This window comes from Pseudomonas sp. Pse1 (assembly GCF_024519635.1).
Lineage (GTDB): Bacteria > Pseudomonadota > Gammaproteobacteria > Pseudomonadales > Pseudomonadaceae > Aquipseudomonas.
Map to the genome: position 1 here is coordinate 1 of NZ_JALJRO010000038.1, position 13,458 is coordinate 13,458.

General features: G+C 60.3%; 14 protein-coding genes. 10 read left to right on the forward strand and 4 right to left on the reverse strand.

What is annotated here, in order from left to right; genetic code table 11:
• The 5 genes from NR126_RS27940 to NR126_RS27960 all read left to right on the forward strand — a co-directional run.
• Window positions 1-1,118: type VI secretion system Vgr family protein (locus tag NR126_RS27940; RefSeq protein ID WP_256832443.1), on the forward strand; the 1,118-nt coding region annotated here is incomplete at its 5' end.
• Window positions 1,115-3,019, forward strand: coding sequence for a phosphatidylserine/phosphatidylglycerophosphate/cardiolipin synthase family protein (locus tag NR126_RS27945; RefSeq protein ID WP_256832444.1), 1,905 nt, complete (start codon window positions 1,115-1,117; stop codon window positions 3,017-3,019). The genes NR126_RS27940 and NR126_RS27945, both read left to right, overlap by 4 nt.
• An 86-nt stretch (window positions 3,020-3,105) precedes the next feature.
• Window positions 3,106-4,305, forward strand: a complete 1,200-nt coding sequence (locus NR126_RS27950) for a DUF6396 domain-containing protein (protein WP_306219054.1) — start codon at window positions 3,106-3,108, stop codon at window positions 4,303-4,305.
• 60 nt (window positions 4,306-4,365) lie between these two features.
• A complete protein-coding gene (locus NR126_RS27955; protein ID WP_256832446.1) occupies window positions 4,366-4,641 on the forward strand; it encodes a hypothetical protein in 276 nt (91 codons plus the stop codon).
• Window positions 4,605-5,291 carry a hypothetical protein gene (locus tag NR126_RS27960; protein ID WP_256832447.1) on the forward strand — a complete coding sequence of 229 codons (687 nt, stop codon included), beginning with the start codon at window positions 4,605-4,607 and terminating at the stop codon, window positions 5,289-5,291. Before NR126_RS27955 ends, NR126_RS27960 begins: the two co-directional genes overlap by 37 nt.
• A gap of 207 nt (window positions 5,292-5,498) precedes the next feature.
• On the opposite strand, the gene NR126_RS27965 is transcribed toward NR126_RS27960, so the two are convergent.
• Window positions 5,499-5,720, reverse strand: a complete 222-nt coding sequence (locus NR126_RS27965; RefSeq protein ID WP_256832448.1) for a DUF3079 domain-containing protein — start codon at window positions 5,718-5,720, stop codon at window positions 5,499-5,501.
• Window positions 5,721-6,143: 423 nt separating this feature from the next.
• Between NR126_RS27965 and NR126_RS27970 the strand changes: the two genes are divergently transcribed.
• The 5 genes from NR126_RS27970 (at window position 6,144) to NR126_RS27990 (ending at window position 9,683) form a co-directional block, all read left to right on the forward strand.
• On the forward strand, window positions 6,144-6,491 hold the full coding sequence (locus NR126_RS27970) for a hypothetical protein (protein WP_027620408.1): 348 nt from the start codon (window positions 6,144-6,146) through the stop codon (window positions 6,489-6,491).
• An 87-nt stretch (window positions 6,492-6,578) separates the two neighbouring features.
• Window positions 6,579-7,109, forward strand: a complete 531-nt coding sequence (locus NR126_RS27975; protein WP_105756084.1) for an iron transporter — start codon at window positions 6,579-6,581, stop codon at window positions 7,107-7,109.
• A complete protein-coding gene (locus NR126_RS27980) occupies window positions 7,110-7,439 on the forward strand; it encodes a cupredoxin domain-containing protein (protein ID WP_027620410.1) in 330 nt (109 codons plus the stop codon).
• A gap of 22 nt (window positions 7,440-7,461) precedes the next feature.
• Entirely contained in the window at window positions 7,462-8,316 is an 855-nt protein-coding gene (locus NR126_RS27985) for an FTR1 family protein (RefSeq protein ID WP_256832449.1), read from the forward strand.
• Window positions 8,304-9,683, forward strand: a complete 1,380-nt coding sequence (locus tag NR126_RS27990; protein WP_027620412.1) for a 4Fe-4S binding protein — start codon at window positions 8,304-8,306, stop codon at window positions 9,681-9,683. The genes NR126_RS27985 and NR126_RS27990 overlap by 13 nt, the downstream gene beginning before the upstream one ends.
• A gap of 14 nt (window positions 9,684-9,697) precedes the next feature.
• Here the strand turns inward: NR126_RS27990 and NR126_RS27995 are convergent, their stop codons facing one another.
• Genes NR126_RS27995 through NR126_RS28005 form a run of 3 tightly spaced genes read right to left on the reverse strand, consistent with a single transcriptional unit; the run spans window position 9,698 to window position 12,608 of the window.
• Complete coding sequence (locus NR126_RS27995) at window positions 9,698-10,396, reverse strand: anaerobic ribonucleoside-triphosphate reductase activating protein (protein WP_177433294.1); 699 nt, start codon at window positions 10,394-10,396, stop codon at window positions 9,698-9,700.
• Window positions 10,393-10,560, reverse strand: coding sequence for an anaerobic ribonucleoside-triphosphate reductase (gene nrdD, locus NR126_RS28000; protein ID WP_027620414.1), 168 nt, complete (start codon window positions 10,558-10,560; stop codon window positions 10,393-10,395). Before nrdD ends, NR126_RS27995 begins: the two co-directional genes overlap by 4 nt.
• A gap of 32 nt (window positions 10,561-10,592) precedes the next feature.
• Window positions 10,593-12,608, reverse strand: coding sequence for a ribonucleoside triphosphate reductase (locus tag NR126_RS28005; RefSeq protein ID WP_105756087.1), 2,016 nt, complete (start codon window positions 12,606-12,608; stop codon window positions 10,593-10,595).
• Window positions 12,609-13,458 lie beyond the last annotated feature (850 nt).

The following is a 13,458-nucleotide window of genomic DNA, read 5'->3' on the forward strand; positions in this document are numbered from 1 at the left end:
ATGCCAAGAAACAGAAGCGCGGGGAAGGGGTTGAGCTGAGGACCGATGATTGGGGGGTGATTCGGGCCGGCAAGGGGATCTTTATCAGTGCGGATGCGCAGCCCAAGGCGCAAGGCCCGGTGCTGGAAATGGACAGCGCCGTGGAGCGCCTGCAACAGGCCGGCGAACAGTTGCAAAAACTCTCGGTCGACGCCCAGGCCGCCAGCGCCGATCCGGCGGATGTCAGCGCACAACTGAAGCTGCTGCGCGAAGACCTCAAACAACTGCAATCACAAGTCGTGCTGCTCAGCGCGCCCAAGGGCATCGCCCTCACCAGCGGCCAACACCTGCAACTGGCGGCCCAGCACAACCTCATGCTCAACGCCGGTGGCGAGGCCGATCTCAGCGTGGTCAAGCGCCTGTTTATCGGCGTCGGCGAAGGCCTGAGCCTGTTCGTGCGCAAGCTCGGGATCAAGCTGATTGCCAACCAGGGCCCGGTGCAGATTCAGGCACAAAACGACCGCCTGCAACTGATCGCCCGCCACGGCCTGGAGATCAGCAGCAGCGAAGACGAAATCCGCATCACCGCGAAAAAGAAAATCACCCTGAATGCCGGCGGTAGCTACATCACCCTGGATGAGTGCGGCATCGAGTCGGGGACGGTGGGGGATTATCGGGTGAAATCGGCGAGGCAGTTCTTCACCGGCCCGGCGAGCATCAAAGCGACCCATCCGGACTACCCAAAAAGCCTGTCCCAACAGCAGCAGGTGCGGCTCAGCGTGCCGCGTGTGCCCAATGCATCTGGTCGGGGTTGGGAAGGCATGCCTTACACGCTGTACGCCGATGGTGCGGAGCTGCAACGCGGGGTCCTTGACGACAGCGGCTCGGTGCTCATCGACCATCAAGTGGTCACCCGCAGCTACCGCATGGTGTTGAGCAATGGCGTGTCCTTCGGCGTGCCGGTGCCCACCGAGTACCGCAATCCCGAGCAAGCGCACCTGGCCAATGCCGGGCTGCAAAACCACCCCGGCCAGGTCAGCGATGACGAATACGCCGCGCCCTCCTCCCACACGGATCACCGCGATCGCTACGAAGCGGTGCTGAACCCCCACAGCGACCAGGAAGGTAAAAACCCATGAGCCAAGCCGACATCATCGTGCCCATCGCCTTGCAGCACACCCAGACCGCGACCTGCACCGCCCCTTGGTACGTGCAGCGCACCGAATACCATCCGCTGGAGGCCACCTATGAACCGCTGATCAATGGCGAGGAAGCCTTTCGCGCCGTGCACCTGGCCATCGCCCAGGCGAAGAAGTCGGTGGACATCATCTGCTGGGGCTTCCAGCCCTCGATGTTTTTTATCCGCGATGGCAAGGCGCCGTGCATCGGCGACTTGTTGATGGAAAAAGCCAGCAAAGGGGTTGAGGTGCGGCTGCTGGGCTGGGAGATGCCATTCAACAGTGCAGGTTATGCCGGGGAGGCCAATCTGCCCGGCAAGGGCCCTTACCGATTCTACGACCGGAAGCTGCAACCTTCTTCGGATGAGCAATACGCCTTCGACCGCCAGTGGTTTTCCCGATGTGCCCACAGCGACCACCTGGCACCGGCGATGCTCATGGCGCGCAATGTGCCGGTGTTCGTCAGCCGTGGATTCAACCTCAGCGAGAGGACGGAAATTGCCCACCAGGCGAAGTACAAAAGCCTCGACCCGCAGTTAAGTCCCGCGACGCTGGCGATATTGACCACCACCGCGACCCACCATCAGAAGACGGTAATTGTCGACTACGAACTGCCCGACAGCGCTATCGGCTTTGTAATGGGTCACAACATGCTCGACGAGTATTGGGACACCAACCAGCACTCGGCCCTGCGACGTTCAGGCAAAGAAAAACCCGCGCCCGATGCTGGCCCGCGCGGTGCCACTCCGCGTCAGGACATTTCATGCCAGATCAGCGGCCCGATCCTCGAACACCTGCACCACAACTTCGCCATTGCCTGGCGCAAGGAAACCACAGAAGACCTGTTCATCCTGCGCCAGGCCAAACTCATTGGCCCGCAATTGCATTTAAAGCCCGGCGTGACCCGCCAGTTGGCGCAACTGCTGCGCACCCAGCCCCAGGAAGGCAAGCGCGACATCGAGCGGCTCTATCTGCAAACCGCCAACAATGCGACCCAGTTCATCTACATCGAAAACCAGTACTTCCGGTGGCCACCGCTGGCCGACCTGATCAAGCACAACGCTGCCAAACAGACGCTGGACGGGCGCGATCCCGGCCTGCATGGTGCCTTGCACCTGTTCGTGATCACCAACGCCACCGATGACGGTATCGGCAAGGGCACGGTCAACACCCAGCGCATGCTCGAAAGCCTGGGGCGCGGCGACACCATGCCCAAGGTCACAAAACTGCGCCGCATCGAACAGGCAAAAGCCCAGGCCGCAGTAGAAGCACCCACTCTGGGTGAGTTGCTGGAACGCAGGGCCTTGATCGCCCTCACCACCTTGACCGATGCCGCCACCGACGGCGAGAGCAGCCTCAAGGCCTGGAAGGCTCGGGAGGAGGCGGCCAACAACAACCGCTGGCGGATGGCCGATCTCGAAGAAAAAATCAAAGCAATCGAGAAAGAAACCTTCAAAGAAAAACCCAAAATCCCGGGCCTGAACGTCCATGTGTGCTCGCTGGTGGCGCCCGATTCGCCCGCCGGAAAACCCTGGATGCCGGTGTACATCCACTCCAAATTGATGATCGTCGACGACGTCTTCACCACCCACGGCTCGGCCAACATCAACACCCGCAGCATGCAGGTCGACAGCGAGATGAACATTGCCCATGAGTGGGCGAGTGTGACCCAGGCGTTACGCAGGCGGTTGTGGGATCTGCATACCAATGGCTTGGGGGTACAGGACGATGCCGGGGCGGCGTTTGATGCGTGGCAGAAAATCATCAATAAGAACAAAGTTCTTCAATCCAGGGAGCAGGCTCCCTATGCCCCACTCGTCGAATTTTATTACGACGAAGCCATCCTGTCGGACCTCGACTGATGCGCCGGTTCCTATTGCTTTCCTGCCTGCTGCTAGTCGCCTGTGACAGCAGCACCTCTTCTGCGACTTCGACCAAGGAGACACCCTTGAACTCACTGACCGAAATCAAGGCCAAGCTGGATTTCACCTGCACCCATGAACAGATTCCCGCTGCCTCTGCCGAAGCTGATGTGCTGTTCCAGTACGCTCGCTGGCTGCAAAAAAACAACGTGCTCAAGCAAGATAAAACTGTTGATACCGAGATTGAGCGTTTGTATCGCATTGCTGCAGAAAACAGTCACTTCAAGGCCAATATCAATCTGCAGAATGGTTCGATGCGCGGGGATTTCCGCTTACGGGGTCAAGAGCACCTGCGCCTCAGTCAGCAATTGATCGATAACAATGTCGCGACGGGTTACTACTTCGTGGGGATTTTCTTGAAACAGGGGTCGGCCGGCCTGCAAGAGGATCCGGAGATGGCCTTGCGTTACTTCCGAAAAGCCGCTGATGAGGGCAATGCCCAGGCTCAGTACGACATAGCCGAGAAGTTGGCTCCAATCAGTATTGCACCAACAGTAGCCTTATCAATGCGCGAATGTGCCGCCACACAAGGTCACGGCATAGCAGCAAGAGTGTTGGGTGTTCACCTATCGACTGATGGACAATATCAAGAGGCAACGGAAGCCTTTCAGTTAGGCGTTGAGGCCGGTGATAGTACCGCTGCTTCTTTCCTGGCTAAAAGTTTTCTAGGCCCTAAGCCAGATGATCAGTTGCATTACCTCGCTCAAACGGAAGATCTCGAACGTGCCGAACGTTACGAGAAGATCTGGAAAGTACTCTATGGCTATTCCTACGCCAATCCCAAAGTCCCGGAACTCAACGAAATCCTCCCCCTTCCACCCGCCAAACTCCCCGCATGGGACGGCAAACTGCAATGGCTTGAAGAACGCCTTGCCAACATCCCCCCGGAAAAACCCAGCCCGGCGCTGATCCAGCAACTGGCCAAAGCCATGGTCCTCGACCCAGCCACCGGCAAACCTATGCCGGGCTCCCCCGCTTTGCGCGACGCGAGTTTTCACGGACCGACCTGCACCGCCGGTTCAGCCTGCCCGGAAAGCGGGTATTGGACGGTCGATTCGTTCAACTATGAGCGCTACATCCTGGATGTGCACCCCGACACGCGTTACTTCAAACAAGGCGAGATCCTGCCGCCCGTGGCCTGCTCTTACTACCGCACACGCATGTGGCCGCTGTCCCCGCAGAAAACCCCCACCCTTATCTACCCGGGTTGGAAGCTGCTCGGATAAATAGGGGCGAGGACATCTGAATTTAACTACGGAAGACAACTGTCAAATGGAAACCATCCAATGAAATTTAATGCTTGTGTTGGCATCGTGCTTGGTGCGTTGTCAATGGGTTGCGCTGGCGGTGCTTTCGCCAGTTCGCAATCACCCGAGGAACAAGTTCCGAGTAAAAATATATGCATTGAGATTACCGATGAGTCGGAAGGTAGGTGTACCAAGAATTTGCGCTATCTTTTCAGTAACTATGTAGTCAAGCGAGGACAGGTGTATTGGATTGAAAAAACCGAGTACAAACAGAAGCCTTGCCAATTTGGAATGGCAGCTTTTTTCACAACTTGACATCTTGGCGTTGTTTAACGGCAGATAGAAGGGGCTATCAAGTTGATCATGTCGAACAGCGTATCCTTCGAAAAGTCGCGAAATTCTCACCAACATTAAAACCTTTAGAAGTTCATGGGGGATTAAAATCTGACTGGCAAAAAAGGCATCTGTCGAGTTATGCGAAAGACAATGAATTTGTCTATTTTCAAAGATACAAGCTTAATGGGGCAGATCCGAAAAATATTTCGCTCATCTTCCCCTTCGGCGAGGATCCGAGAGGGGGAAATTTCAATATTGCCCATAGTGGGGGATCATTATTTTTCCATGGGACGAAAAGTCCATATGTTGACTTAAGCGGATTCGCAGCTTTAAAACCCATCCGTTGCCCAGGGCACGAACTTACATGTACTCCTGCTAGAAACATCGAAAGATTATCAGAGCTCGACATGGCGTTTGGCGTACTGGGATGGATTGGTCGGGACGTAGTTCTCTTGATTCCTCATCGCGGCGCGACGGTATTTCGTGGCATGGCATCACCTGACATGTTCTACTTTTCAAATAGAAGTAAAATGTACTTTTTTGCCAACGGGAAGTTTTATGAAGTGAATGAGGCGAGAGACAAATTAATTCCTATGGATGTCCGGCATTACGAACAGTTTAATTATTGACGCATCCGTTGCTTGCTCATCAACCAGGCTCCCCCGCCTTCAGCAACGTACCTCTTCACAAACCATACCGCCCCGCATGATCCACCAACACCTGCAAAAACCGACTCACCGTGCCCTTCTGTTCCAATCCCTGACGGGTGATGCAAAGAAACGCCGAGCGGTGATGGCGAGAAGGGATGTTGGCGGGAGGATGTACGGGGGCGACGCTCAGGATTTGACGATCAACGGGGCTTCTGCCGCCTGCTCGGAGGTGGCTGCGGCCAGGCCCCAATCATTCGGTGAATTCCAATCCTCGCCAAACACCTCCACCGGATGCATGGTCCGGTCGGCACCGTTGCCGCAGGCCAGGGATTTGGCCGGGCAATAGCGGTCACAGCCCCAGCAAATGCGCTCGGGGTGGCTGGGGTTGTCGGGGAAATGCTTGGCCATGCCGATCTCCGGGGAGTGAGGGGCGCAGGTTCAATCTAATCCTCTCGCGTGCTGCCGGCCTTGATGCAAATCAAGAATCTGGGGAAGCACCTCTGGGGGAGCATGCTAGCGATGAAGTTGATGCGGTGTGAGCTGATGGCCTCATCGCCAGCAGGCTGGCTCCTACAGGTTTTGTGGTCGACCACAAGGCCGGCGGTGGCCGCGGCAATACAACACACCATTGTAGGAGCGAGCTCGCTCGCGAAAAACGCCCAGACACCGCGTTCATTCTGGATGACGCGGTGTCGCTGAGTTCTTCGCTGGCAAGCCAGCTCCTACATGTTTCGCTGTGACCGCAGTTCTTGTGATCTCTGTGGGAGCTCCGCTGCTAGCGATAGCCGACAACGCGTATATCCTGAATAAACGCCACCTGGAGATAACCCGATGCTCAACAAGAATCCTGCTCCAAACACCGTGCCGCCGCTGTCGACCTGGGACGACCAGGGCATTGTCAGCACCCTCGACAACGAGGCCTTTACCACCCCACCGGCCCTGACCCACGCCGAACTGGTGCACCTGCGGGTGCGGGTGATTGCCCTGGAAAACCTGGTAGTCGCGCTGCTGGCCGAGGGTTCGGAGCGCCAGCGCGAGGTGGCCCGGGAGATGGCCGAGTACATTTCGCCGCGCCCCGGTTTCACCCAACATCCGCTGACCCTGCATGCGGCGCAGCAGATGGTCCACAGTGTGGAGCGCGCCGAACGCTTTCAGCGGCGGGAAGACCCGGCCGGCTGATTTCTTCAAAACTTGATCACAATCATTATTGTTTACAACAAAGCTTCCTAGACTCGGCTTCCCACTCCGCCGTCTCAGGAATCCACCATGCGTACCGCGTTTTCGCTGTCACTCGCCCTGTTCCTGCTCACTCCGCTGGCGCAGGCCAAGGAATACCCGATCGGTGCGCCGCAGTTGTGCCCGGGGCTGGAAGTCGGGGCGGTGTATTTGCAGCCGATCGAAATGGAACCGGCGGGGATGATGCGCGCCACCGCCGATTCCGATGTCCACCTGGAAGCCGACATCCGCGCCACCGCCGACAATCGCCAGGGCTTTCAGGAAGGCAGTTTCGTGCCTTACCTCAACGTCTCGTTCAACCTGAAAAAACAGGGCAGCGACGAGCAGATCCAGGGCGATTTCCACGCCATGGTCGCCAACGACGGGCCGCACTACGGTGACAACGTCAAGCTGCTCGGCCCAGGCAAATACCAACTGACCTTCACCCTGCTGCCACCCGGCGGCCATGGCTCACTGGGCCGTCACACCGACAAGGAAACCGGCGTCGCGCCCTGGTTCGAACGCTGCGAACTGCACTACGAGTTCGTCTACGCCGGCATCGGTAAAAAAGGCGGCTATTAAATGAAACGCCCGCCGATCGCCTGGCTGCTGCTGGCCGCCGCCCTGCCGCTGCCGGCGTTGGCCGAATTGCCCAGCTATGAACTGAGCCTGAACGACGGCCACTTCTCCCCCGCCGTGCTCGAAGTGCCGGCGGGGCAGCGCTTCAAGATCGTCCTGAAAAACATCGGCCAGGGGCCCGCCGAATTCGAAAGCACGCCGTTGCGGGTGGAGAAAGTCCTGTCGCCCGGGGTCACCACCTTCGTCGTCATTCATCCCCTCAAACCCGGTCACTACCCCTTCTTCGACGAGTTCAACCCCCAGCTGCCCGAGGGCGGCATCCTCGCCAAGTGAGCCGTTGACCTACGGAGCTTGCATGAATCAATCAATGTTCATCGTCTGGCGTGAAAGCGTCGAGGCGCTGCTGGTCATCGGTATTCTTCAGGCCTGGATCAGCCAGCAGAGCCAAAGCCACCGGCTGAGTAAATTCCTCTGGAGCGGTGTGCTGCTGGGGCTGTTGCTCTCGGGCCTGCTGGCGCTGCTGATCATGTTTGCCGGCGACGCCATGAGCGGCGCGCTGAACGAATGGTTCCAGGCCGGGATGGCGCTGATCGCCAGTTTGCTGATGGTGCAGATGGTCGGCTGGATGCATCGCCACGGCCGCAGCCTCAAGCAGGACCTGCAGCGCCACGCCGACCAGCATCTGGCTCGCCGGGGTGGCCTGGGCCTGATGCTGCTGGCGCTGCTGGCGGTCAGCCGCGAAGGCAGTGAAACCGTGGTCTTCCTCTATGGCGCCGGGGCGCGGTTGCGCGGGCCGGAGCTGGGGCTGTTCGCCGTTGGCGGGCTGTTGGGCCTGGTGCTGTCGGCGCTGACCATTGTCTTGCTGCACAGCAGTCGACGGTTTATTTCCTGGCGGCGTTTCTTCGCCCTCAGCGAAGCCGTGCTGCTGATGCTCGGCGCCGCATTGCTGGTCAGCGCCAGCGAGCGCATCGGCGGTCAACTGCTGGCCATGAACCTGCCGGAATGGGTCTACGGCAGCGTCGGCGACGCGCTGTGGGACAGCAGCCATTGGCTCAATGACAGCCATGGCATCGGCGGTTTCCTCGCGGGATTCGCCGGCTATCGGGCGACTCCCAGCGCCCTGACCCTGGCGGTGTGGCTCGGTTACTGGCTGCTGATCGCCGGCTGGCTGCGACAACGCCGCGAGGAGCCGCTGCCATGCCTGGGCTGAGTGCGCACAATCGCTGGCTGCAACGCCTGGGCGACGGCATGCGCCGGCACGCGCGAGTGATTCGTGGGCTGCAATGGCTGGTGGTGCTGTTCTACGCCGTGCTGTTGCTACTCCCGGCGATGCTGCCGCTGCCGGACAGCCAGGCGCGGATCCTCGATAACCTGACCCTGCTCGCGCAGTTTCTGTTCTGGGGCATCTGGTGGCCGTTCGTGCTGCTGTCGATTGTGCTGTTCGGTCGGCTCTGGTGCGGCGTGTTGTGCCCCGAAGGCTCACTCAGCGAGTGGGCCAGCCAGCATGGCAAGGGCCTGCGAGTGCCGCGCTGGTTGCGCTGGGGCGGCTGGCCGACGTTGGCGTTCTGCCTGACCACCCTCTATGGCCAACTCATCAGCGTCTACGACTACGCCCAGGCGGCGCTGCTGATTCTCGGCGGATCCACCGTGGCGGCGGTACTGGTGGGTTTTCTGTTCGCCCGCGGCAAACGCATCTGGTGCCGCTACCTGTGCCCGGTGAGCGGCGTGTTCGGCCTGCTGGCACGCCTGGCGCCGGTGCATTTTCGGGTCGATGAACAGCGCTGGCTGGAAAACTCCGCCGCGCGCTTGCCACCGCCCAATTGCGCGCCGCTGCTGGATATCCGCCGCATGCGCGGCGCCAGCGACTGCCACGCCTGCGGACGCTGCAGCGGGCAACGCGGGGCGGTGCAATTGATCGCCCGTTCGAGCAATCAGGAGATTGTCCAGGCGAGCGCGCAGAACCTCTCACCCTGGGACGCGCGCCTGCTGCTGTTCGGGGTGATCGGCTTGGCCATGGGCGCGTTCCAGTGGACGGTCAGCCCGTGGTTCATCACCCTCAAACAGAGCCTCGCGCAATGGCTGGTGGAGCACGATCAACTCTGGGCCCTGGGCGATAACGCGCCCTGGTGGCTGCTTACTCACTACCCGCAACTCAACGACAGTTTCAGCTGGCTCGACGGTTTCAGCATCGTCGCCTACCTGGGGCTGAGTTCGCTGCTGCTCGGCGGCGCGCTGGTTCTGATAACAAGGATGGCGGCGCGTTTGGCGGGAGATCGAACACTCTATTGGCCGCTGGCCCTGACACTCACACCCCTGGGTGGCGCCGGGCTGTTTCTCGGCCTGTCGGCGACCACGGTGAAATTGCTGCGCTATGAAGGCCTGATCCTGGACTGGGTGCAGCCCGCCCGAGCAGCGTTGCTGCTGGCGGCGATGGCCTGGAGTCTGCTGCTGGGCTGGCAACGTCTGAACAGCGCGCGTCTGCCTTTGCAACGGCAACTCGCGGCCAGCGCCTGTCTGCTGCTGGCCGTTGGCATGATCGGTGTGGGTTGGTGGCTGCAGTTCTGGGGCTGGGCCTGAATCGCCCTGCCCCGTCATCCGCGCAAGACAAACACCGGGAACAACTCACGCAGTGCCTGCCACAACTCCGGTAGCGCTGCCCCATGGACCGAAAGGCTTGGCAGCAAGGGATCGAACATCTGCTCGGTGCGCACCAGTTGCACCGCGTAGCGCTTGACCCCACGCTCGCTTAAACGCCGGGCCAGGGTCAGCAGCCGCGTCGGATCGATCAGGTGCCAGTGCACCGTGGTGCGACATTCATAGTCGACCCCGCTGGCCAGCAGATAATCGAGGCTGCACCAATTGGCCGCGCCGCTGCCGCCGACCCGGGTAATCAGCTGGGTATCTTCAGGCAACGCCTTGACGTCGAAGCCCACCCAATCCGCCCCATCCACCGCCTTGGCGAACGCCTGCGGCTTGATCCCGGCGCTGTGCAAACCGATGCGAAAACCCATCTCGCGCACTTCATCCATGGCACCCCGCAGGCCGTGCTGCAAGGTCGGCTCGCCACCACTGAACACCACTGCATCGAGCAAATCCTGACGGCGCTGCAGAAACGCCAGAACCCGCAGCCAGTCCATTTCCTCGGTACCCCGAGGCGGGATCAGTTGCGGGTTATGGCAGTAACGACAACGCCAGGCGCACCCCTGGCAAAACAGCACACAGGCGAGTAGCCCCGGATAGTCGATGGTGGTCAGGGGCAACAGGCCCCCGACCCTGAGCATTCGGCTCATTGGCGCCCGGCCAGCGCCGCGCTTTCAGTGAAATGTACGCGCTCGCGGTGCTCCGATTGTTTGCCCGGGTTGAAGGCCGAGACCGGGCGGTGATAGCCCATCACCCGGGTCCAGACTTCACAGCGTTGACGTTGCGCCTGGGGCAGTGTTGTCGATGCAGTCATGGTGTAGCTCCTTGCGGTTGGGTGGATCGAAATCAGTGGACACTGGCGGTTTTCTGCGCCTGCAACAGCAGGGCTTCGTCGCATTTCGGGCAGAACTCGTGCTCGCCGGCGAGGTAGCCGTGGACCGGGCAGATCGAGAAGGTCGGGGTCACGGTCAGGTACGGCAGACGGAAGCGCCCGAGGGCCTTGCGCACCAGTTGCTTGCAGGCCTGGGTCGAGGAAATCCGCTCGGCCATGTACAGGTGCAGCACGGTGCCGCCGGTGTATTTGCACTGCAGTTCGTCCTGCAGTTCCAGGGCCTCGAACGGGTCCTGGGTGTAGCCCACCGGCAACTGCGAAGAGTTGGTGTAGTACGGCGCCTCGCGGCAGCCGGCCTGGAGAATCTCCGGGTAGCGCTTCAAATCTTCCCTGGCGAAACGGTAGGTGGTGCCTTCCGCCGGGGTGGCTTCGAGGTTGTAGAGGTGGCCGGTTTCTTCCTGGAAACGCACGAGGGTCGCGCGCACATGGTCCAGCAACTGCACGGCGAAGTGCCGGCCCTGTTCGGTGTGCATGCCCTCCTCGTCGCCGCTGAAATTGCGCAGCATTTCATGCAGGCCGTTGAGGCCGATGGTCGAGAAGTGATTGCGCAAGGTGCCCAGGTAGCGCTTGGTATAGGGGTACAGGCCGGCGTCCATGTGGTGCTGGATCACCTTGCGCTTGACCTCCAGGCTCTCCATCGCCAGCTCCATCAGCTCATCCACGCGCTGCAGCAAACCGCTGCTGTCGCCCTTGAATAGATAACCCAGGCGCGCGCAGTTGATCGTCACCACCCCCAGCGAACCGGTCTGTTCCGCCGAGCCGAACAACCCGCCTCCGCGCTTGAGCAACTCGCGCACGTCCAGCTGCAGGCGGCAGCACATCGAGCGCACCTGGTTGGGCTGCATGTCCGAGTTAAGGAAGTTCTGGAAGTACGGCAGGCCGTAGCGCGCGGTCATTTCGAACAGGCGGTCGGCGTTTTCGCTATCCCAGGGGAAGTCGTGGGTGATGTTGTAGGTCGGGATCGGAAAAGTGAACACCCGGCCCTTGGCGTCGCCGGCCTGCATCACTTCGATGTAGGCGCGATTGAGCAGGTCCATTTCGACTTGCAGTTCGCCATAGGCAAAGGGCATTTCCTCACCGCCGATTACCGGGATCTGTTCGCGCAAATCCTCCGGGCAGACCCAGTCGAAAGTCAGGTTGGTAAAAGGTGTCTGGGTGCCCCAGCGCGAGGGCACGTTGAGGTTGTAGATGAACTCCTGGATGGCCTGGCGCACTTCGTCATAGGGCAACTGATCCTTGCGCACGTAGGGCGCCAGGTAGGTGTCGAATGAACTGAAGGCCTGGGCGCCGGCCCATTCGTTCTGCAGGGTGCCGAGGAAGTTGACCATCTGCCCCAGGGCGCTGCTCAGGTGCTTCGGCGGCCCGGCTTCGACCCGTCCCGGCACGCCGTTGAGGCCCTCGTGCAACAGGGTGCGCAGCGACCAGCCGGCGCAGTAGCCGGCGAGCATGTCAAGGTCATGCACATGCAGATCCGCCTCGCGATGGGCCTGGCCGATGGCTTCGCTGTAGACCTCGTCGAGCCAGTAGTTGGCAGTGACCTTGCCCGAGACGTTGAGCACCAGGCCGCCGAGGGAATAGCCCTGGTTGGCGTTGGCCTGGACGCGCCAGTCTTCGCGATTGAGGTACTCGTTCATCGACGTCGCGACCTCGACCATGGTCCGCCGGTCGCGGCGCATGCGTCCGTGCTGTTCGCGGTAGACGATGTAGGCGCGCAGCGCGTTGAAGTAACCGGCGTCCATCAACACTCGCTCGACCCGGTCCTGGACCTGCTCGACATGCAGCCGGCTCATACCCTCCAAGCGCGCCAGCACCGCCGGCAACAAGCCCTCGACTTCCAGCTCGGTGTAGTCGCCGGTGGCCTTGCCGGCAGCGATCAACGCCTGGCGGATCTTGTCGGCATCAAAGGCAACCACGTCGCCATTGCGCTTGTGCAAACGGTTGCATCCGGTTGAGATCAACGTACTGTGCATTCAGCCCCCAAACACTACATATAGGTTTTTAATCGTTTAAAAACACAACATGCGGTGCAGGGTACGGAGAAAGTGCGGGGTTGGAATTGATGGATGTCAAGATTGGGTGGGAGAAGTCTTGCTAAATTCCGCAGCCACCGTTGATCCCCTGTGGGAGCTGGCTTGTCGGGCCGCCGCATCGCAGCGATGGCTATTTATCGGTGTACATATCCATTCCTGCGGTAACGGCCACCTATGGTTTCGCTCTTACAGCGACTCACTTTTCCAAACGCCGAAAAGTAAGCAAAAGGCTTTGCCCCAACATCCGGCCCCCTCGCCTAGGCTCGGGGTACCTTCGCTCCGGCATCCATCTGCGGGTCATCGCCTCCGGTTGGCTTCGCTGCACCTCCTCTCGATGACTGCGGCTGCGCCGTAGCGCGCTACGCGCTCCCCTCGGATGAATGCCTCCACTCAGCCTTCTGTAACGGGGCCGGTGGATCAAAATCAAAAGCAGCCGAGGCGGCCTACCGGCCGGCCTGACTGAGGATCTATGCGGTGGATGAAAATCTTTCGAACGACCAGGACATTGTGGGAGCCAGCCTGCTGGCGATGGTCGTCAACGATGACGCAGCTGTCCTGAATGTACGAGGTGGCCTCTGGTTTTTCGTCGGAACGCCGCCCGGAGCCGGCTCGCTCCTACAGTGGATCTGCGGTGCATGCAGATTTTGCGATCGGCCACGGACATTGTAGGAGCGAGCCTGCTCGCGATGGACGTCAACGACAACGCGTGCATTCAGAATGCACGCAGCGGTCTCAGGTTTTTCGTCGGAACGCCGCCCGGAGCCGGCTCGCTCCTACAGTGGATCTGCGG

Coding starts and splice junctions, on each gene's coding strand:
- NR126_RS27945 (WP_256832444.1), top strand. CDS start 1,115: ATGAGCCAAGCCGACATCATCGTGCCCATCGCCTTGCAGCACACCCAG.
- NR126_RS27955 (WP_256832446.1), top strand. CDS start 4,366: ATGAAATTTAATGCTTGTGTTGGCATCGTGCTTGGTGCGTTGTCAATG.
- NR126_RS27965 (WP_256832448.1), bottom strand. CDS start 5,720: ATGGCCAAGCATTTCCCCGACAACCCCAGCCACCCCGAGCGCATTTGC.
- NR126_RS27970 (WP_027620408.1), top strand. CDS start 6,144: ATGCTCAACAAGAATCCTGCTCCAAACACCGTGCCGCCGCTGTCGACC.
- NR126_RS27975 (WP_105756084.1), top strand. CDS start 6,579: ATGCGTACCGCGTTTTCGCTGTCACTCGCCCTGTTCCTGCTCACTCCG.
- NR126_RS27980 (WP_027620410.1), top strand. CDS start 7,110: ATGAAACGCCCGCCGATCGCCTGGCTGCTGCTGGCCGCCGCCCTGCCG.
- NR126_RS27985 (WP_256832449.1), top strand. CDS start 7,462: ATGAATCAATCAATGTTCATCGTCTGGCGTGAAAGCGTCGAGGCGCTG.
- NR126_RS27990 (WP_027620412.1), top strand. CDS start 8,304: ATGCCTGGGCTGAGTGCGCACAATCGCTGGCTGCAACGCCTGGGCGAC.
- NR126_RS27995 (WP_177433294.1), bottom strand. CDS start 10,396: ATGAGCCGAATGCTCAGGGTCGGGGGCCTGTTGCCCCTGACCACCATC.
- nrdD (WP_027620414.1), bottom strand. CDS start 10,560: ATGACTGCATCGACAACACTGCCCCAGGCGCAACGTCAACGCTGTGAA.
- NR126_RS28005 (WP_105756087.1), bottom strand. CDS start 12,608: ATGCACAGTACGTTGATCTCAACCGGATGCAACCGTTTGCACAAGCGC.